This window comes from Dickeya sp. ws52 (assembly GCF_007210685.1).
GTDB lineage: Bacteria > Pseudomonadota > Gammaproteobacteria > Enterobacterales > Enterobacteriaceae > Dickeya > Dickeya chrysanthemi.
In genome coordinates this window covers 80,899-101,029 of sequence record NZ_SZVX01000009.1, presented here as the reverse complement: position 1 = coordinate 101,029, position 20,131 = coordinate 80,899, and the positions used below count along the sequence as shown (strand labels likewise).

Genomic DNA, 20,131 nt, shown 5'->3' with positions numbered 1-20,131 from the left:
GAATGACATTATGAACTCTCCATTTATCTACAACTCACCTACGCTCAGCGTAGACGCGTTGAAACACTCCATCGCTTACAAGCTGATGTTTACCATCGGCAAGGACCCCAGCATCGCCAGTAAACATGACTGGCTGAATGCGGCGGTGTTGGCGGTGCGGGACCGCATGGTCGAGCGCTGGTTACGTTCCAGTCGTGCGCAGTTATCGCAGGACGTTCGGCAGGTTTACTATTTGTCGATGGAGTTTCTGTTGGGGCGCACCTTGTCCAACGCCTTGCTGGCGATGGGCATGTTTGACGACCTGCGCGACGCGCTGGAAGCGATGGGGCTGGACCTGAACGAACTGCTGGAAGAAGAAGACGATCCGGCGTTGGGCAACGGCGGCCTTGGCCGTCTGGCCGCGTGTTTTCTCGACTCGCTCGCGACGATGGCGCTGCCGGGGCGGGGCTATGGCATCCGCTATGAATACGGTATGTTCCGGCAAAATATCGTTGACGGTAAGCAGGCGGAATCGCCGGATTACTGGCTGGAATACGGCAACCCGTGGGAATTTGTGCGTCATAGCACCCGTTACAAAGTGCGTTTTGGCGGCCGTATCCAGCAAGAGGGGAGTAAAACCCGCTGGCTGGAAACCGAGGAGATCATCGCCTGCGCCTACGATCAGATAATCCCCGGCTTTGATACCGACGCCACCAACACCTTGCGGCTGTGGGCAGCGCAGGCCAGTAACGAAATCAATCTCGGTAAGTTCAATCAGGGCGACTATTTCGCGGCGGTGGAGGACAAAAACCACTCCGAAAACGTATCGCGGGTACTCTACCCTGACGACTCCACCTATTCCGGGCGCGAGTTGCGTTTACGCCAGGAGTACTTTCTGGTATCCGCCACGGTGCAGGATATCCTCAGCCGTCACTGGACGATGCACAAAACCTACGCCAATCTGACGGAGAAATTCGCCATCCACCTCAACGATACCCACCCGGTACTGGCGATCCCCGAACTGATGCGCTTGTTGATCGACGAGCACAAGTTCAAGTGGGATGTAGCCTGGGATGTGGTCACCAAGGTGTTCTCCTATACCAACCACACCTTGATGGGCGAGGCGTTGGAAACCTGGCCGGTCGACATGATGGGCAAGATTCTGCCGCGTCATCTGCAACTGATTTTCGAAATCAACGACCGTTTTCTCGACGAAGTACAGGAACGTTTCCCCAATGAGCACGACTTGTTCAAGCGGGTATCCATCATTGATGAAGAGCATGGGCGTAAAGTCCGGATGGCATGGCTGGCGGTGATCTGTAGCCACAAAGTGAACGGGGTCTCGCAGTTGCATACCGACCTGATGGTGCAGTCGCTGTTTGCCGATTTCGCCCGCATTTACCCCGATCGGTTCTGCAACAAAACCAACGGCGTGACGCCTCGCCGCTGGCTGGCGCTGGCGAACCCGTCGCTGTCGAAAGTACTGGATGACACCATTGGCAAAACCTGGCGTACCGACCTGAGCCAACTGGCGGATCTGAAACCGCATATTGATTTTCCGGCGTTCCTGCAAAAAGTGCGCAAGGCCAAGCAGGAGAATAAAAAGCGGCTGGCTCTCTATATCGCGCAGCATCTGGATATTGTGGTCGACCCGAACGCGCTGTTTGATGTGCAAATCAAGCGGATTCACGAGTACAAACGTCAATTGCTCAACGTGTTGCACCTGATAACGCTCTATAACCGCATCAAAGACGACCCGGATCTGGATCGCGTACCGCGCGTCGCCATCTTTGCCGGTAAGGCGGCCTCCGCGTACTACATGGCCAAACACATCATTCACCTGATCAATGACGTGGCCAGCGTGGTCAACAACGATCCGGAGGTGAAAGACAAGCTGAAGATTGTCTTTATCCCTAACTATGGCGTCAGTCTGGCGCAGATCATTATTCCGGCGGCCGATCTGTCGGAACAGATCTCGCTGGCAGGCACCGAGGCGTCCGGCACCAGTAACATGAAGTTCGCCCTGAACGGTGCGCTGACTATCGGTACGCTGGATGGCGCCAACGTCGAAATGCGTGAGCGGGTGGGCGAAGACAATATCTTTATCTTCGGCAACACGGCGGAGGAGGTGGAGGCATTGCGTCGTAGCGGTTACAACCCGCGGGAGTTCTACAATCAGGACGAAGAGCTGCATCGGGTGTTGACGCAGATAGCGACCGGCGTGTTCAGCCCGGACGACCCACGTCGTTATGCCGACCTGTTTGATTCACTGGTCAATTTCGGCGATCACTATCAGTTGCTGGCGGATTATCGCAGTTATGTGGATAGCCACGACAAGGTGGACGATGTGTACCGCGACGAAGATGAATGGACGCGTCGAACGCTGCAAAACATCGCCAACATGGGCTATTTCTCTGCCGACCGCACGATTCAGGAGTATGCCGACGAGATTTGGCACATCAAACCGATACGGTTGTAGGTCGATTGGATGGTGTAACTGGATGTGCAGTTAGGCTGTAGACAAACAGCGCTGTTGTTTTGTGATTGGCGATTTATGTCGAAGTAGTGTGGGGTTTCGTGCTTGATGATATCGGTTATTCCTTTGCGACATCATCGCACGCACGACAAGGAGAGGTTCAAACGCCACCTCTCCTTGACCTCTGGCTGAGGGCTAAACTGTGCCGCTGGCGCGGTGCCTTCGGCAATCGTCTTCGCAGTTCGGGTCGCCCGTGACGCGATTACTCGCCCCATCCCTGGGGCTCGCCCTGCGGGCCAGCGTAAACGCTGTTCAAAAACGTTCCCAACGTTTTTGTCAGACGCGGCACGGGCTTTCGCCGCGTCCATGCGGCTCACCCGGCGAAGCCGCTGGCCTCATCCATGCGGCTCACCCGGCGAAGCCGCTGGCCTCAGCACAGTTTTTGACGCCGGAAAGATGCTTCATCCTGTAGTTAATGCGTTTGTCAGCAGTCTGACGGCTTCCATTAAGGAAGCCGTTTTTCTTTGGGATTAACCGGCTTTGGCTAACTGGCTGCGGTAGCTGACCAGCCAGTCGGCGACACGCTGGCGTTGCGCGTCGTCCAGCCACATGCCGAGCTTGGTGCGGCGCCAGATAGCGTCTTCCAGCGACACCACCCATTCATGCTCTACCAGATAGCGTAACTCGGCTTCGTATAAGGTATGGCCGAAGTGTTCGCCCAAATCGTTCAAGCTTTGCGCGTTGCCGAGGATTTTCTCGCTCTGGCTACCGTAGGTACGGCTGTAACGGCGTGCCAGCGCTTCCGGCAGATTGTAACGGCGGCGCAATGTGGCGGCATAATCTTCGCGGCTGCCGCTGATGTCGCCACCGGGCAGAATCGCGTTGCGGGTCCATGCTTGTCCGGCTTGCGGGTAGTATTTCACCAGCTTTTCCAGCGCGTGTTCCGCTAACTTACGGTAGGTGGTTAATTTGCCGCCGAATACCGACAGCAGCGGCGCTTTGCCGTTTTCGTCCGCAACGGACAGCGTGTAGTCACGGGTGATGGCCTGCGGTGAATCCGACTCGTCGTCGCACAGCGGGCGCACGCCGGAGTAAGTCCAGACAATGTCGTCGCGCGTCAGCTGTTTTTTGAAATGGTCGTTATACACATCCAGCAGGTAACGGATTTCGTTGTCGTCGATCTTCACCTGATGCGGATCGCCGTGGTACTCCACATCGGTGGTGCCGATGATCGAAAACTCGTCCTGCCACGGGATAACGAACACGATGCGGTGATCTTTGTTTTGCAGAATGTAGGCCTGCTCTTCCTGATGCACACGCGGAACGACGATATGGCTGCCTTTAATCAGACGGATGCCGTACGGCGATGGCAGCGCCAGACCATCGTCGAAGAATTGGCGTACCCACGGCCCGGTCGCATTGACCAGCCCTTTCGCTTGCCAGCGATGGATTTCGCCGCTCAGCGTATCCTCCGCTTCAACGATCCACAGACCGTTTTCGCGGTGAGCGCGGGTTACTTTCATGCGCGTTTTCACGTCGCCGCCGCGGCGCACCACTTCCTGCGCGTTTAGCACCACCAGACGCGCATCGTCCACCCAGCAATCGGAATATTCGAAACCGCGCGTCAGTTCCGGTTTCAACACGGATTCGCGGCCAAACCGCAGCCCGTGGCTGGACGGCAGGCTAACGCGTTTTCCCAGATGGTCGTACATGAACAGACCGGCGCGAATCATCCAGGCCGGGCGCAGATGCGGCTGATGCGGCAGACGAAAACGCATCGGGAAAATGATGTGCGGCGCCATTTTCAGCAGCACTTCGCGTTCGGATAACGCTTCGCCCACCAGGCGGAACTCATAGTGCTCCAGATAGCGCAAGCCGCCGTGAATCAGCTTTGAGCTGGCGGAAGAGGTGGCGCAGGCCAGATCCTGTGCTTCCAGCAGCAAGACGGATAACCCGCGCCCGGCGGCGTCTGCTGCGATGCCAGTACCGTTAATGCCTCCGCCGATCACGATCAGATCTTTGGTTTCCACGTTTTCTCCTCCACCACGTCAAAAGCGGTATAGCCGTTAAAGTTACAATGTTCGTTTTCGCTCATTATATTAATCGAAAACAAACATGTTAGCCAAGCGTTAACCAATTAAAAACATTTGCGCGTGATAGAGCTAACAGTTTCGCGCCTGATTTGGTTAAAAAATAGTGTTTCTGTACTGGGCTGCGCGATCGCGCTTCCTGCTGTGCCGCCCTATATCCATGCGGTTTATCCGGTCTATCCATGCAATGGGTGGGTTACAATGTTTGTAATTTCAGGCATACCTGTTAATAACAATTCGTTCACCAAGAAATATGAGGCAGGCAATGGAGCAGTTTCAGTCAATCGATATCGAGCAGGCTTATCAGCGCTGGCAGCAAGGTCATGCGTTGGTCGATATCCGCGATCCGCAGAGTTTCGGTGCTGCGCATGTCCCAGGCTCAACCCACCTGACCAACGAAACATTGTCGGATTTTGTGCGCGATGCTGATTTCGAGCAGCCGGTGATGGTGATGTGCTATCACGGCATCAGCAGTCGCAATGCGGCGAGTTACTTGATTAGTCTCGGCTTTGAAGCCGTGTATAGCGTGGATGGCGGTTTCGATGCCTGGCAAAAACGCTTTCCGCAGGATGTGGCGGCAGGGTAATCGCACATTGGTATACCCGATAAGCGCAGTGCGATGACATCGTTTGCATCCTATATGAATAAACGATGTGAAAACCGTCACACGCATACTGAAATAAGAAAGATTATGCGCGGTTATTGCGCTGCGTTCCGGGCAATAAATGTTTTAGAATCGAAGACATAAATTCATTGGCGGAATGCGTTGGGCTATTGTCATGATCCGAATTGTTGCGCTATCCAACCCGCGTCTGGCACAGGCGTTTGTCGACTATATGCACACGCACCAGGTCAGGCTGGTCGCCCGCATTAACGGAGACGACGTGGATATCTGGCTGCCGGACGAAAGCCAGCAGGAGCGGGTGAAGCAGGAACTGGCGCGTTTTCTGCAGGAGCCCTGGCATGAGCGCTATCAGGCCGCCAGTTGGCAGAGCGGGACGACCAATAGCGGGCTGCGTTACCCGTCCTTTTCTTACCTGCAAACGCTGCGCCAGCGCGCAGGACCGCTGACGCTGAGTTTGTTGGTGGTCGCGATCGCGGTATACCTGCTGATGAAGGTGTATGGCGTGGATCGCCTGATGGTGCTGCTGGCTTTTCCGGATAGCACTCAGGACCTGCAACTCTGGCGTTGGTTCAGCCATGCGCTGTTGCATTTCTCGCTGTTGCATTTGCTGTTCAACCTGATGTGGTGGTGGTATCTCGGCGGCCCGGTAGAGCGCGTATTGGGCTCCCGGCGATTGTGCGTGATTCTGCTGGCGTCGTCCGCATTCAGCGGGTGGGTGCAGTCCTGGTTCAGCGGTGTGTATTTCGGCGGCTTATCCGGTGTGGTGTACGCCCTGATGGGGTATGTCTGGCTGCGCGGCGAGCGCGAACCGGACGGACCGCTGCACTTTCAACGCAGTTTGATGGCGTTCGCGCTGATATGGTTGGTGGCCGGCTATTTCGATGTGTTGGGCATGTCTATCGCCAACGCGGCGCACGTCGCGGGATTGGTCATGGGGGTATTGATGGCGTGGTGGGATACGCGTCGTCGTTCAATGTGAGCGCGGATTTACCAGCCCTAAACGTGGCGTCAAGCCGCAGTGGCTATCGCCGTGTGCGTTTTTATCGTGGGCGCGCTTTCTTGGTTGGCCGGCATGAGGTCATGTCGGCGTTTGAGGGGAACAATGTGAAGCAAACACAGCGGCACGACGCGATTATCGATCTGGTGCGTCGGCAGGGATACGTCAGTACCGAAGAGCTGGTAGAGCATTTTGCAGTCAGCCCGCAGACTATTCGCCGTGATCTGAACGATCTGGCGGAACAAAATAAGATCCATCGTCATCATGGCGGAGCGGCATTGCCCTCCAGCTCAGTCAATACCGCCTATCATGACCGCAAGATGATGTGGTCGGATGAAAAAGCCAGGATTGCGAGACAAGTCGCCAGCCAAATCCCGGATGGTGCTACGCTTTTTATAGATATCGGTACGACGCCGGAAGCGGTGGCCCATGCGCTGATGAATCATAAGGATTTGCGGGTGGTCACCAACAACCTGAATGTGGCCACGTTACTGACCGCGAAAGAGGACTTTCGCCTGATTCTGGCCGGCGGCGAGGTGCGCAGCCGCGATGGCGGTATCATCGGCGAAGCCACGCTGGATTTCATTTCCCAGTTCAGGCTCGATTTCGGCATTTTGGGCATCAGCGGCATCGATATGGATGGTTCGTTGCTGGAGTTTGACTACCACGAGGTTCGCACCAAGCGTGCCATTATCGAAAATTCCCGTTGCGTGATGCTGGTGACGGATCATTCGAAATTCGGCCGTAACGCGATGGTCAATTTGGGCAACATGGATTTGATCGACTATCTTTTTACCGATCAGTTACCGCCACCCAGTGTGCTGAAAATCATCGAACAACATAAGGTACAGTTGGAGTTGTGCTGATCCCGACGTGCCTTTTTCCATCACCCGCAAAGGAGAGAGGCACGATGTCACCCTTATTCAATTCTTCCCAGTTTGCCGCCGCCTTGCAGCGTCAGTTGCAGGCGTGCGCTCAGCCGTCGTTACAGGCGCTGTCGTTGCGTCAGTGCTGGCAATGGGTGAGCGCCGCGCTGACGGAACAACTGGATGCGTTGACGTCTGCCGAGTCTGCCCCGCCTGATGCCGGGCCGTCTGGGGTGCGGCACGTTAATTATTTGTCGATGGAGTTCCTGCCCGGCCGCCTGACCGGGAATAACCTGCTCAACCTGGGATGGTATAACGCAGTGGCGGAGGTACTGGCCCAGCATGGGCTGGCGTTGAGCGACCTGCTGGAACAGGAAACCGACCCGGCGCTGGGTAATGGCGGGCTCGGAAGGCTGGCGTCCTGTTATCTGGACGCGATGGCGACGGTCGGCCAGCCGGCAATCGGTTACGGTCTGCATTATCAGTACGGCCTATTCCGCCAGCATTTCGACGCCGGCTTCCAACGGGAAACACCGGATGACTGGCTGCGCGACAGTTACCCGTGGGCGCGGCCCCGTCCGGAACTGGCGGTAGAGGTCGGTTTCGGCGGCGAACTGGTCGCCCAGCCGGGCGGCGGCGAGCGCTGGATACCGGAACAAGTCGTCGTCGGCGAAGCCACCGATATCCCGGTTATCGGTTATCACAATGGTCAGGTGCAACCGTTGCGGCTATGGCAGGCCACCCACAGCGAACCGTTTGACCTTGAGCAGTTTAACGCCGGCCATTACCTGAAAGCCGAGCAGCAGGGGATCGCCGCCGCCAGTCTGACCAAAGTGCTTTACCCGAACGATAATCATGCGGCAGGCAAAAAACTGCGCCTGATGCAGCAGTATTTTCAATGCGCCTGTGCGGTAGCGGATATTTTTCGGCGGCATGAGCGCGCCGGTCGGCCGCTGGCGACGTTGCCCGACTATGAAGTGGTGCAACTGAATGATACGCACCCGACGCTGGCGATCCCCGAAACCCTGCGCCTGTTGCTGGATGAATACGAATTATCGTGGGAACAGGCCTGGCAGTTGACCGGGCGGTTGTTCGCCTATACCAACCACACCCTGATGCCGGAAGCGCTGGAATGCTGGGATGAACGGTTGTTCGGCCGGCTGCTGCCGCGTCATTTGTCGATTATCAAAACCATTAATGAGCACTTGCGTCGGCAGGTGGAGGCGCGCTGGCCGGGCGATCGGCAGGTTTGGGCGCGTCTGGCGGTGGTGCACCGCCGCCAGGTGAGGATGGCGAACCTGTGTGTGGTGGCTTGCTTTGCGGTGAACGGGGTGGCGCAGATGCACTCTGAACTGGTGGTTCGCGACCTGTTCCCGGAATATTACCAATTGTGGCCGACCAAGTTTCATAATGTCACCAACGGCATCACGCCGCGTCGCTGGCTGAAACAGTGTAACCCGGCCTTGTCGGCGCTGATTGACGAGACGCTGCAGACCGAGTGGGGCAACCGGCTAACGTTGCTGGAGGGATTGGCGCCCTACGCGCAGGATAGTGCGTTCCGGGCGCGCTATCGCCAAATCAAGCAGGACAATAAAACCCAGCTGGCGCACTTTTTGCGGCGCGAATACGGCATTGTCGTCGATCCGGCCGCCGTGTTTGATGTGCAAATCAAACGGTTGCATGAGTACAAACGGCAACATCTGAATTTGCTGCATATTTTGTCGCTGTATAAGCGATTGCTTATCGACCCTGGATTGGATATCGTGCCGCGCCTTTTTTTGTTTGGCGCCAAGGCGGCGCCGGGTTACGTACTGGCGAAGAATATTATTTACGCCATCAACTGCGTGGCGGAGCACATTAATCGCGATAAACGGGTGAATGATCGCCTGAAGGTGGTTTTTTTACCGGATTACCGCGTTTCGCTGGCGGAGCGGATTATTCCGGCTGCCGACGTGTCGGAACAGATTTCTACTGCCGGTAAGGAAGCCTCGGGGACCGGCAATATGAAACTGGCATTGAACGGCGCGCTGACGATGGGCACGTTGGATGGCGCCAATGTGGAGATGGCGCAAGAAGTCGGTGCCGAGAATTTGTTCATTTTCGGGCATACCGTCGATCAGGTGAAAACGCTGATTGCCGATGGCTATAAACCCGCTCGTTATATTGCTGCGAACCCTCTATTAAAGGAAATTCTTGCCGATCTGGCGGATGGGACGTTCAGCCACGGCGATAAAACGGCGTTCGCCCCCTTGCTGGATAGCCTGCTGGAACTGGGCGATCCCTATTTGGTGCTGGCCGATTTTGCGCCTTATTGCCAGGCGCAACAGCGTGTGGATGCGCTGTATCGTGAACCTGATGAATGGACGCGTCGCTGCATCCTGAATACCGCCCGTATGGGGATGTTCAGTGCTGATCGGGCAATCCAGGATTATCAGAAACGTATCTGGACGATGCGTGATTAAGGAATCAATACCATGGCGTTGAAAGCAAAAAAATCCGTACCCCACCAGATGGGGATCGCTGATACCTATAAAGATGCTTACGGTAATGAACGGGCGATAGACAACGAAACCCGCCAGGCATTGCTGCAACTGCTTGAGGTCACTGAACCATCGACGGCACCGTTGCCGTCGGTATGTGTATTGCGCCAGGAGCAGCAAAATCGATTGCCGTTACGTCACGCAGGCGACTATGTCTGGACGCTAACCTATGAAAAAGGCGGCATTATCGAAGGGCGCGTAACTGGTCAGGCGGTGTTGGCCTTGCCGGATAACCTGCCGCTCGGTTATCACCAGTTGATGTTGATGCAGGGCGAACAGCAGTGGCCTTGCCGGGTGATTGTCGCCCCGGCGCGGTGTTATGAACCGGAACCGCTGACGCAGGGAAAACGCTGGTGGGGCGTCATGGTGCAGTTGTATACCCTGCGTTCGTCCGATAATTGGGGCATCGGCGATTTTGGCGATTTAAAAACGCTGGTAGAGCAGGTGGCGCGTCGGGGCGGTGCCTTTGTCGGTTTGAATCCGCTACATGCGCTTTACCCGGCACAGCCCGAGGCCGCCAGCCCGTATAGCCCGTCTTCGCGTAATTGGCTGAATATTGTCTATATCGATGTCAATCAGGTGGATGATTTTCATCAGAGTGATGCCGCGCGCGCATGGTGGAAACAGGACGATATCCAGCAGCAGCTGACGGCGGCGCGCGCTAACCGATGGGTCGATTATACCGCCGTTACCCGCCTGAAGCTGGCGGCGCTGCGACTGGCGTTTAGCCATTTCACCAACCGCAATGCACTGGACCCGCGTAAAACGGCGTTTCAGCAGTTTCTCAAAACCCACGACGAAAGCCTGTTGCAGCAGGCCACTTATGATGCGTTACAGGCGTGGATGCACCAGCAGGGCAAACCGACCGCCGACTGGCGGCAATGGCCGCAGGAATATCACGCTGCACGCAGCGACGCCACACTGGCATTCCGGCAGGAGCACGCCGACGATGTGCAATTCTATTGCTGGCTTCAGTGGCTGGCGCATGAACAACTGGCGGCCTGTTTTTCCCATAGTAAACAATTGGGTATGCCGATCGGCTTATATCGCGATTTAGCGGTCGGGGTGGCGCAGGGCGGCGTGGATACCTGGGGCGACCAACAGTTGTATTGTATGTCGGTGACGATCGGCGCACCGCCGGACCCGCTCGGGCCTGGTGGGCAAAACTGGAACCTGACGCCGGTGCACCCGACATTGTTGCGTCAGCGCGGTTACCAGCCATTTATCGATTTGCTGCGCAGCAATATGGCGCATAGCGGCGCGTTGCGTATCGATCATGTAATGGGGTTGCTGCGCCTGTGGTGGATTCTGAACGGCAACGACGCGACTCACGGTGCCTATGTGTTTTACCCGGTGGATGACTTGCTGGGGATCCTGGCGTTGGAGAGCCATCGCCATCGTTGTCTGGTGATCGGTGAAGATCTTGGCACGGTGCCGGAGGAGATCGTCAATAAATTGCCCGACAACAGCGTCTATTCCTACAAAGTGTTGTTTTTCGAGAAGGATCAGCAGGATCGTTTTCGTGCGCCGGATGAATATCCGCCCCGTTCGATGGCGACCATCACCACGCATGATCTGGCGACGCTACGCGGTTACTGGCAGGGGGTCGATCTGACCTTAGGCAAAGATCTTGGGTTGTATCCAGATGCCGCCGCGCTGCAGCGCCAGCATGAAGCGCGTGAGTGCGCCAAGCAGGGGCTGCTGGATGCGCTGCATGAGCAAGCGTTGCTGCCTCAACGGGTGGGCCGCAATGCATCGCTGACGACCATGAGCGCCCAGCTTAATCGCGGTGTGCAGCGTTATCTGGCGGACAGCGCCAGCGCGTTGCTGGGCTTGCAGCTTGAAGACTGGCTGGATATGTCGACGCCGGTAAATGTGCCGGGCACCGATCAGGAATACCCTAACTGGCGGCGTAAGTTGAGCCGCCCGCTGGATTCCATTTTCACCGACCGTTATCTGGAAAGGCTGATCAGGGATATCGATCTGCGCCGCGGCGGGCCGGTGCCGTCACGCAGTAAAAAGACGGTCAAACCGGCGGAGACTCCGGTGGATAATGGAAAGCAGAAAGAGACAAAAAAGCCTGAGTGACGAGAGTAGGCGTCGACGGGGTTAAACAGATAACAGAAACGATGAGCGGCCAGATGACTGACCGCTCATGACAATCAAAACCACAGTGGCTGAATAGGCACCCGGTTAATAATAGACACCCGGTTAATAATAGGAGTGCTCGCCGCGCTGGTGTTCGGTCAGGTCGCGTACCCCTTTCAGTTCCGGGAACTTCTGCAGCAATTCTTTCTCGATGCCTTCCTTCAGCGTGTAATCCACCATGGAACAACCGTTGCAGCCGCCGCCAAACTGCAAAATGGCGTAGCCTTCTTCGGTGATTTCCATCAGCGTTACACGGCCGCCATGACCAGCCAGTTGCGGGTTAATCTGCGATTGCAGCACATACTCCACACGCTCCATCAGCGGCGCATCATCGCCGACTTTACGCATCTTGGCGTTCGGTGCTTTTAAGGTCAGTTGGGAGCCCAGTTGGTCGGTCACGAAGTCGATCTCGGCCTCTTCCAGATACGGCGCACTGAGTTCATCCACATACGCGGACAGTTTTTCAAACTTCAGCTCGGTATCGTTCGGCTCGACGGCATCGGGCGGGCAGTAGGACACCCCACACTCGGCGTTCGGTGTGCCGGGATTGATGACGAAGACACGAATCTGGGTGCCTTCCTCCTGTTTTACCAGCAGTTTGGCAAAATGCTCCTGAGCAGCGTCGGTAATACGAATCATAATGTTAACTCAATAGTTGACTACGCCAGTTGGTTATAATACGCCCATCCCGGCGGTTACGACAAGGTGCGGCATACACACCATACCTGAACCTGCTGCGCACCGGCGTTGAGCAGTGTTCGGCTGATCTCCGCCGCCGTGCTGCCGGTGGTGACCACATCGTCCAGTAGTACTAACCGTTTGCCGGCAACCCATTGGTTAACGACAGTGTGCCGACACCTGAACGCCCCTCTCAGGTTGCGGCGCCGAAAGGCGGCCTTCAACGACTGTTGAGGCACGGTATAACGCACGCGGATTAACGTATCTGGCTGATAGGCGCAGCCCAGCCAGTGCGCCAGTTGGCGTGCCAGCAGAGCGGTTTGATTGAACCCCCGGCGCCAGTGACGCCGGCGGTGTAGTGGAACGGTGACGATGGCATCAGGGCGGGGATACGCCTCGGGCAGTGTTAACGCCGTCTCCCGGCGGCGCGCCAGCCATTGCAGTAAGAGCAACCGCGCCAGTGCCGGCGCCAGTTCGGTGCGCCTCTGAAATTTGATGCGCCTGACGAGCGTGTTAAGCGGCGGCTGGTAGTCGCTGACAAACAGCAACGAGTGCCACGGCGGCGGCTGTTGCAGGCAGCGCCCGCACGGCAGCACGTGAGATGCCGAAGGCAATCCACAGCGCGGACAACACACCGGTGGTTGGGGCAGATGACGGCGGCAGTGACTGCAAATTCCGTGATGACTATGATAGAGCGGCTGCTGGCAGAGCCAGCACTGTGCCATGATCGTCAACATTGTCTCGTTCCCTGAGTCATCAGGCTGCGCGGGCGGCATGGCCTGAACTATTCACATCTGACGAGGACACAATAACTGATGGAATCACTGTATTGGCACACGGAAGGAGAAGGCACATGCGAACTTGTGATGCTGCACGGTTGGGGAATGAATTCGCAGGTGTGGAACAGCATCGTTATGCGGCTGGCTCCGCATTTCCGGCTGCACCGCGTGGACCTGCCGGGTTATGGTCAGAGTCAGGGGTTTGGGGTGATGTCGCTGGCTGACATGGCGCAGCAGGTGCTGGCACAGGCACCGGCGCGGGCGGTATGGCTGGGCTGGTCGCTGGGGGGACTGGTGGCCAGTCAGGCGGCGCTGAGCGCGCCAGAGCGGGTCAGTGCGCTGATCACGCTGGCGTCGTCGCCGTGCTTTGAGGAACGCGATGGCTGGCCGGGGATTCGCCCGCAGGTGTTGTCCAGTTTTCAGCAATTGCTGAGTGACGATTTCTTCGGCACCATTGAGCGCTTTCTGGCATTGCAGACGTTAGGTACTGAAAATGCCAGAAAAGACGCCCGTTCGCTGAAAGCGGCGTTGTCCGGTCAGCCGGCACCTACCACCGAGGTACTGAACGCCGGGTTGGGGATTTTGCGCGATACCGACCTGCGCGAACCGCTGAGCACACTCACCATGCCGTTCCTGCGCCTGTACGGTGCGCTAGACGGTCTGGTGCCGCGCAAAGTCGCCGCGCTGATGGACGAACAGTACCCGCACTCCACTTCGGTCGTGATACCGAAAGCCGCCCACGCACCGTTTATCTCCCATCCAGAGGTGTTTGTGGAGCATGTGGTAGGGTTTGTGGGCGATAATCTATAAGTGCAGTAGACTAATCGGAATGGTTTACCGAAATATGAGGATTGTTATACAAAGATCTCTACGATTCGGTTGCTATACCCAAAATAATTCGAGTTGCAGGACAACACGCATTGCGTGTTGAACAACGCAACGCGTTGGCCCTTCAGGCCGCTGCTTGCAGCGGCCTGAAGGGCGAGGCTTATTGATGGGCCGAGTCTCGCAGCCGACACACCTGCAACTTGATGTATGACGGGTATATATTTAAATCAGTTCGATGTAACACCATTTTTAAAAGAAAGTATTACACGTGGATGATTGAATAAAAAAGGATGTAAAAATGTCATATCTTATTTACCTAACTTTGGAAGGCGATCAGCAGGGGTTAATTTCCTCCGGCTGTTCTACAGTGGATTCTATAGGCAACCGTTACCAATCTGGGCATGAGGATCAGATCCAAGTGTTAGGATTGAATCATACGATAACACGAGATGATAATGTGGCTCATCATCCGATACAATTAGTAAAGCCAATCGATAAATCTTCTCCGTTGTTAGGTGTTTCTATTACCTCAAATGAAAAGCTAACGGCAAAATTTTTCTTCTACAGAACGAATTCTGCTGGAAAATTGGAGGTTTTTTATGAAGTAACATTGGCTGATGCTAGAGTAGTATCTGTATCTTCATCGTATCCACACTCTATAAATAATATAGAATCAATCCCGTATGAAGAGATTATGCTTAAATATAAAAGCATATCTTGGTCGCATAAAGCTGCAGGTACTTCTGGTTATAGTATCTGGCATGATGGGATATAACGGATGAATTAATATTATTTCTAATAGCCTCCGAAGCATATACCCTAAACTGAAATTTGAAACATGGGGGGTATCGTATGCACTTCGGAGGTTAGTCGTAAAGCCAGCACCCTAATCTTGCAGATTCTATAAGCATTGCTACAGATAATATTTTTAATTCTGGTTTTTCTATCTTTTTAAAAGGGTTTAAAAGAGATAAAAAGCTATAATCTGAATAATCATAATAATAGTTTTTTACGTTGAAATTATCTGAGGTGACGTTGAATTCTTTAAAGAAATCAGACATCAATGCCTGTATCTCATCATCATCAAAATCAAAATCTGAGTTTATTATACTTTCCTCTGTTATTTCTTTTTGATATGGGGTTATTGACACTCCAACGTGTCTTTTTACCAAGTTTATTATTTCCTCATTGTTAATTTCCATATAGTTTATCCTCGCCTCTTGCTATCTGATTGTAGTGTCGTACAGTATTATAGGATATGGTGCTTACATCGCAAATTAATATTGCCCAACCTAAGACAGGTATTGTCCTGCCAACAAATGTCCCTAGGTTCCTAACAAATCTTATCTTTAATCCTTGGATTGGGCCACCAATAACCGTTGGTAATGATATTCCCAGTGGGATTTTTGTTTTTTTGAATATTCGCCTGGAGTATATGCTAGATAATGACGTTCCTTTTATTGCACCGGACGGTTTTCTTCTTGTTTCTTGATCATTTCGCCCTAAAAGAATCATGCTCATAGCGAGGGCATCATCAATGCCAAAGTGTTTCATGGTTTCATCAACCATAACCCAGAAGAATAATTCTCCTGCGCTTAAATTTATCATCCCATTATAAAAATATGTTCCACTTATTTCTTCTACTGTATCCATGTGTAATTTCCTTTTGAGCTATTTGAAATAATTTACATACAGTTAGTCTTGATAACAATTGTTGTTTTTTAGCATACGCACATCATTCGGACATGATACGCCGGTCACCGTTCCTGATACAGGGTTCAGGCCGATAGCCTGAACCCTGACAAGAGCTATCGCTTCTTAAACGCCGCCGCCAGGGCGTCGCTCATGGCGCTGTTGCCGGCCGGGGTGCTGCTGGCCTGGCGCGGGCGCGCTTTGTTGCCGGCCTGGGCCGGGCGAGATGGATTGCCATTGTCGCGTTCGCGTCCGCTGCCGCGGCGGCTGTTGCCTTCGCCGGGTTGTTCGTCCAGCCGCATGGTCAGCGCGATGCGTTTGCGTTGCAGGTCGACTTCCAGCACTTTCACCTTCACGATGTCACCGGCCTTCACCACCTGATGCGGGTCTTCCACGAAGCGGTCGGACAGCGAAGAGATGTGCACCAGCCCATCCTGATGGACGCCGATATCCACAAACGCGCCGAAGTTGGTGACGTTGGTGACGGCGCCTTCCAAAATCATGCCCGGCAGCAGGTCGTTGAGGGTTTCCACCCCGTCGGCGAAGCTGGCGGTTTTGAATTCCGGACGCGGGTCGCGACCTGGTTTTTCCAGCTCTTTGATGATGTCGGTCACCGTCGGCACCCCGAAGCGATCGTCGGTAAAGCTGGCTGGCTTCAGGCTGCGCAGCGAGCCGGCATTACCCATCAGATCCTGCAGTTTCTGCTCGGTTGCCGCCAGAATACGTTCTACCACCGGGTAGGCTTCCGGGTGAACGGTGGAGGCATCGAGCGGGTTGTCGCCGTGGTTAATACGCAGGAAGCCGGCGCATTGTTCGAAGGCTTTCGGGCCGAGACGGCTGACTTTAAGCAACTGGTCGCGGTTGTTGAAGCGGCCGTTTTCGTCACGCCAACTGACGATGTTCTGCGCCATTAATCGGGTGAGGCCCGCCACGCGGGTCAGCAGCGGCACCGACGCGGTGTTGAGATCGACGCCGACGGCGTTCACGCAGTCTTCTACCACGGCATCCAGTTTCTTCGCCAGTTGGGTCTGGCTGACGTCATGCTGATATTGGCCGACGCCGATGGATTTCGGGTCGATCTTGACCAGTTCGGACAGCGGGTCTTGCAGGCGGCGAGCGATGGAGACGGCACCACGTAGCGACACGTCCAGACTCGGGAACTCCAGCGCCGCCAGTTCCGAAGCGGAATAGACCGATGCGCCCGCTTCGCTGACGATCACCTTCTGCGCTTTTACCTCCGGGAACTGCTTCTGGGTATCGAGGAAGAAACGCTCGGTTTCACGCGACGCGGTGCCGTTGCCGATGGCGACCAGCTCCACCTGATGTTTGATGCACAATGCCGCGACAATGGCGGCGGCTTTGGCTGCCTGACCGGTGTGCGGATAGATAGTGTCGGTCGCCACCAGCTTGCCGGTCGCGTCCACCACCGCCACTTTCACGCCGGTGCGAAGACCAGGGTCCAGCCCCATAGTAGCGCGCATACCGGCGGGGGCGGCCATCAGCAGGTCGTGCAGGTTGCGGGCGAAGACGTTGATGGCTTCATCTTCGGCTTTTTCACGCACGCTGCCCATTAACTCGGTTTCCAGATGCAGCAGCACCTTGATGCGCCAGGTCCAGTTCACCACCGCGCGCCGCCAGCCGTCCGCCGGCGCGTTGCCGAGACGCAACCCCAGATGGTCGATGATGATGTGCTCGCAGTGGCTCTCTTTGGGCGGCTCGTCAAACTGCGGGTCGGCATTCAATGAGAGTTGCAACACACCTTCGTTGCGGCCGCGGAACATCGCCAACGCCCGGTGCGACGGCACCTGCGACAGCGGTTCGTGGTGGTCGAAATAGTCGCGGAATTTGGCACCGTCTTCCTCTTTGCCTTCCACCACACGAGACACCAGATGGGCGTTTTTCCACAGGTAATCACGTACCTTGCCCAGCAGCGCGGCGTCTTCGGCGAAGCGCTCCATCAGAATGTAACGTGCGCCGTCGAGCGCGGCTTTGACGTCGGCCACGCCGTTATCGGCGTTGACGTAAGTTTCGGCCGCCCGTTCCGGCGTTTGCGACGGGTCGCTCCACAGGCTGTCCGCCAGCGGCTCCAGCCCGGCTTCGATAGCGATTTGCCCGCGGGTGCGGCGTTTCGGTTTGTAGGGCAGGTAGAGGTCTTCCAGCTCGGTTTTACTCAGCGTGCCGTTGATGGAAGCCGCCAGCGCATCGGTCAGTTTGCCCTGTTCTTCAATCGACTTGAGGATGGTCTGGCGGCGTTCTTCCAGCTCGCGCAGGTAAGACAGGCGGCTTTCCAGTTGGCGCAGTTGGGTGTCATCCAGCCCGCCGGTGACTTCTTTACGGTAGCGAGCGATAAACGGGACCGTGTTGCCCTCGTCCAGCAGCTGAACGGCTGCGCTCACTTGCTCGGTGCGCGCCTGCAATTCGCTGGCAATAATCTGGCTTAATGCGTTCGTCATAGTGTTATCAACAAGATAGTGTAATTAGCGAGATAATGAATGTTGAAAGGATACCTAACTGGGGGACAGTTATACGGATTGACGGCGTAAAATGCCAGTCAGACAAACGGAGGGTTTGCAGCGGATCGGCCGGCACCGATCCGCCACGGCGTTAGGCTTTATTGCAAAACGGCTCGATATAACGCTGATAGCGCGAGGGTTTCAGCTGCTGTAAATCCACCAATACCAGCCCATCGACGCAGTTGTTGAAGTCCGGATCGACGCCGAAATCGATAAACTGCACGCCGCCCGGCTCGCACAGTTCCGAATACTGCTTGTACAAGGTGGGAATGGAGCATCCCATGTTGCTGAGAATGCTTTTGAGCCGGGTTAAATCCTGCTGGTAGTCGTCCCCTTCGAATTGCCTGAGCACGTCCGGCAGCGAGGCCGGGTAAGGGCGACGCGAGCGGGCCAGCATTTGGCTGGGGGCAAAGTGCAGCCGGTAAAAGGCAATCAGCAGGTCGCGCGCGGTAGGCGGCAATGAGCCTGACAGGGATACCGGGCCGAACAGGTAGCGATATTCCGGGTAGCGCGCCAGATACGCGCCGATCCCCAGCCACAGGTAATCCAGGCCGCGTTTTCCCCAGTATTTGGGTTGAATAAAGCTGCGACCCAGTTCAATGCCGCTGGCCAGCACCGGTGCCATCTCGTCGCCGTACTGGAACAGGCTGTGGCTGTATAAGCTATTGATGTCTTTTTCCGCCAGCAGCCGTGCCGTCGGCGCGAACCGATAGGCGCCGACGATTTCGAGTTCACGGTCGTCCCATAACACCAGATGCAGGTAATCGTCGTCGAAGCTATCGAGATCCCGGCGTTTGCCGGAGCCTTCGCCGACGGCGCGAAACGCGATTTCCCGCAGGCGCCCCAGCTCACGCAAGATCGGTACATAATCCTCGCTGCCGCGCCGATAAAGGTAGATTTTCTTGCCGTCCGGCGTGGTGCCGAGTGTTTCGCAGCTTTCCAGCGCGCGTTTAAGCAACGTCCTTTCTTCCGCTAACGCTATCGGTTTTTCGCCGGGGAAACAGCCGGGTTTGCCTTGCCCCAGGCGGTAGACATGACGGCGAAAGCGGGCCGCCAGATCGTTGGGCTGCCATTCCCCCTGGCTCCAGGTAGCGTAGGGGATCTGCGCGCCGATACGAAAACGTAGCCGGTTACCGCGCTGGCGGAACATCTCCCGCACCAGCAACAGCGTCGATAACGGTCGGTAAATTAACGAGGAGAGGTAGAACAGGTTACTGTTACGGCCGCTGATGTGAATCGGCACAATCGGCGCGCGCGCTTTGGCCGCCATGCGGATAAAGCCGCTATGCCAGTGACCGTCGCGGATACCTTTCAGGCTCATACGGGAGACTTCACCGGCGGGAAACATGATGATCGCGCCGTCGCCGGCCAAATGTTCCTGAATGGCGGCGAGCTGGTGGCGTCGGGTACGGTTGCTGAAGTTATCCACGGCGAGAAACAGGTTTTTCAGCGGCCCGATATAGGAAAGCAATTGACTGGCGACGACACGCACATCGGGGCGCACACTGGCGACGGTGCGCAGCAACGCCAGTCCATCCAGCGAACCGATCGGATGGTTGGCGACCAGGATCACCGGTCCCCGACTGGGAATATTTTCCAGATCGCCTTCTACCATTTCGCAGTTAAGGCTGAAGTGGTCGAGGATCTGTTCCACCAGATCCAACCCTTTCAGATGAGGATAGCGCTGGGCAAAATCCTGTATTTCGGTTTCGAAGAGCATCGTGCGCAGAATGGAACGCTGCCACTTCGGCGTGGGACGATGTGGTGCAATATCTTGCAGAATGGTATCCAGGCTGAACATAGATTGGCCTCCATAATCACCGTTGCCACGGTAAGGGAGGGAAATGACATCTTTATGTCAAAGCCGGAATAAATTTTTCTGAACGTAACGAATCTGGGCGCTATGGCGATGGTGTGCCG

The 20,131-nt window shown here is 55.7% G+C and carries 15 protein-coding genes; 8 read left to right on the top strand and 7 right to left on the bottom strand.

All coding sequences use genetic code 11. From position 1 onward, the window contains the following. The first annotated feature begins 10 nt into the window (after positions 1-10). Positions 11-2,458 (top strand): glycogen phosphorylase, encoded by a 2,448-nt coding sequence (gene glgP / locus FDP13_RS10595; RefSeq protein ID WP_143839417.1) that lies wholly within the window; start codon positions 11-13, stop codon positions 2,456-2,458. Positions 2,459-2,985: 527 nt separating this feature from the next. On the opposite strand, the gene glpD is transcribed toward glgP, so the two are convergent. Beyond that, positions 2,986-4,485 (bottom strand): glycerol-3-phosphate dehydrogenase, encoded by a 1,500-nt coding sequence (gene glpD, locus FDP13_RS10585; protein ID WP_027710694.1) that lies wholly within the window; start codon positions 4,483-4,485, stop codon positions 2,986-2,988. 325 nt (positions 4,486-4,810) lie between these two features. On the opposite strand from glpD, the gene glpE reads away from it, so the two are divergent. The 5 genes from glpE (at position 4,811) to malQ (ending at position 11,661) form a co-directional block, all read left to right on the top strand. Further along, positions 4,811-5,131 (top strand): thiosulfate sulfurtransferase GlpE, encoded by a 321-nt coding sequence (gene glpE, locus FDP13_RS10580; RefSeq protein ID WP_027710695.1) that lies wholly within the window; start codon positions 4,811-4,813, stop codon positions 5,129-5,131. A 193-nt stretch (positions 5,132-5,324) separates the two neighbouring features. Further along, complete coding sequence (gene glpG / locus FDP13_RS10575) at positions 5,325-6,149, top strand: rhomboid family intramembrane serine protease GlpG (RefSeq protein ID WP_033575480.1); 825 nt, start codon at positions 5,325-5,327, stop codon at positions 6,147-6,149. Between the two features lie 125 nt (positions 6,150-6,274). Continuing rightward, a complete protein-coding gene (locus FDP13_RS10570; protein ID WP_012768014.1) occupies positions 6,275-7,033 on the top strand; it encodes a DeoR/GlpR family transcriptional regulator in 759 nt (252 codons plus the stop codon). A gap of 44 nt (positions 7,034-7,077) precedes the next feature. Further along, complete coding sequence (gene malP / locus FDP13_RS10565; protein ID WP_033575481.1) at positions 7,078-9,495, top strand: maltodextrin phosphorylase; 2,418 nt, start codon at positions 7,078-7,080, stop codon at positions 9,493-9,495. A gap of 12 nt (positions 9,496-9,507) precedes the next feature. Further along, positions 9,508-11,661, top strand: a complete 2,154-nt coding sequence (gene malQ, locus FDP13_RS10560) for a 4-alpha-glucanotransferase (protein WP_143839416.1) — start codon at positions 9,508-9,510, stop codon at positions 11,659-11,661. 123 nt (positions 11,662-11,784) lie between these two features. Here malQ and nfuA read toward each other — a convergent pair whose 3' ends face one another. After that, positions 11,785-12,360, bottom strand: coding sequence for a Fe-S biogenesis protein NfuA (gene nfuA, locus FDP13_RS10555; RefSeq protein ID WP_012768017.1), 576 nt, complete (start codon positions 12,358-12,360; stop codon positions 11,785-11,787). Between the two features lie 56 nt (positions 12,361-12,416). Then, positions 12,417-13,136: a DNA utilization protein GntX gene (gene gntX, locus FDP13_RS10550; RefSeq protein ID WP_143839415.1), complete on the bottom strand. Its 720-nt coding sequence runs from the start codon at positions 13,134-13,136 to the stop codon at positions 12,417-12,419. 78 nt (positions 13,137-13,214) lie between these two features. Between gntX and bioH the strand changes: the two genes are divergently transcribed. Next, entirely contained in the window at positions 13,215-13,988 is a 774-nt protein-coding gene (gene bioH / locus FDP13_RS10545) for a pimeloyl-ACP methyl ester esterase BioH (protein WP_143839414.1), read from the top strand. A 316-nt stretch (positions 13,989-14,304) separates the two neighbouring features. Next, complete coding sequence (locus FDP13_RS10540; protein ID WP_143839413.1) at positions 14,305-14,781, top strand: Hcp family type VI secretion system effector; 477 nt, start codon at positions 14,305-14,307, stop codon at positions 14,779-14,781. Between the two features lie 91 nt (positions 14,782-14,872). Here the strand turns inward: FDP13_RS10540 and FDP13_RS10535 are convergent, their stop codons facing one another. The 4 genes from FDP13_RS10535 to FDP13_RS10520 all read right to left on the bottom strand — a co-directional run bounded on the left by FDP13_RS10535 (position 14,873) and on the right by FDP13_RS10520 (position 20,012). Continuing rightward, positions 14,873-15,208, bottom strand: a complete 336-nt coding sequence (locus FDP13_RS10535; protein WP_143839412.1) for a DUF1493 family protein — start codon at positions 15,206-15,208, stop codon at positions 14,873-14,875. After that, positions 15,198-15,659 carry an STM2901 family protein gene (locus FDP13_RS10530; RefSeq protein WP_143839411.1) on the bottom strand — a complete coding sequence of 154 codons (462 nt, stop codon included), beginning with the start codon at positions 15,657-15,659 and terminating at the stop codon, positions 15,198-15,200. Before FDP13_RS10530 ends, FDP13_RS10535 begins: the two co-directional genes overlap by 11 nt. A gap of 155 nt (positions 15,660-15,814) precedes the next feature. After that, entirely contained in the window at positions 15,815-18,151 is a 2,337-nt protein-coding gene (locus FDP13_RS10525; protein WP_143839410.1) for a Tex family protein, read from the bottom strand. Between the two features lie 151 nt (positions 18,152-18,302). Next, positions 18,303-20,012 (bottom strand): lysophospholipid acyltransferase family protein, encoded by a 1,710-nt coding sequence (locus tag FDP13_RS10520; protein ID WP_033575486.1) that lies wholly within the window; start codon positions 20,010-20,012, stop codon positions 18,303-18,305. Between the last annotated feature and the right edge of the window lie 119 nt (positions 20,013-20,131).

Bases quoted from the DNA above. Each gene is read 5' to 3' on its own strand.
- glgP (WP_143839417.1), top strand. From the start codon at position 11: ATGAACTCTCCATTTATCTACAACTCACCTACGCTCAGCGTAGACGCG.
- glpE (WP_027710695.1), top strand. From the start codon at position 4,811: ATGGAGCAGTTTCAGTCAATCGATATCGAGCAGGCTTATCAGCGCTGG.
- glpG (WP_033575480.1), top strand. From the start codon at position 5,325: ATGATCCGAATTGTTGCGCTATCCAACCCGCGTCTGGCACAGGCGTTT.
- malP (WP_033575481.1), top strand. From the start codon at position 7,078: ATGTCACCCTTATTCAATTCTTCCCAGTTTGCCGCCGCCTTGCAGCGT.
- malQ (WP_143839416.1), top strand. From the start codon at position 9,508: ATGGCGTTGAAAGCAAAAAAATCCGTACCCCACCAGATGGGGATCGCT.
- nfuA (WP_012768017.1), bottom strand. From the start codon at position 12,360: ATGATTCGTATTACCGACGCTGCTCAGGAGCATTTTGCCAAACTGCTG.
- gntX (WP_143839415.1), bottom strand. From the start codon at position 13,136: ATGTTGACGATCATGGCACAGTGCTGGCTCTGCCAGCAGCCGCTCTAT.
- bioH (WP_143839414.1), top strand. From the start codon at position 13,215: ATGGAATCACTGTATTGGCACACGGAAGGAGAAGGCACATGCGAACTT.
- FDP13_RS10540 (WP_143839413.1), top strand. From the start codon at position 14,305: ATGTCATATCTTATTTACCTAACTTTGGAAGGCGATCAGCAGGGGTTA.
- FDP13_RS10535 (WP_143839412.1), bottom strand. From the start codon at position 15,208: ATGGAAATTAACAATGAGGAAATAATAAACTTGGTAAAAAGACACGTT.
- FDP13_RS10530 (WP_143839411.1), bottom strand. From the start codon at position 15,659: ATGGATACAGTAGAAGAAATAAGTGGAACATATTTTTATAATGGGATG.
- FDP13_RS10525 (WP_143839410.1), bottom strand. From the start codon at position 18,151: ATGACGAACGCATTAAGCCAGATTATTGCCAGCGAATTGCAGGCGCGC.
- FDP13_RS10520 (WP_033575486.1), bottom strand. From the start codon at position 20,012: ATGTTCAGCCTGGATACCATTCTGCAAGATATTGCACCACATCGTCCC.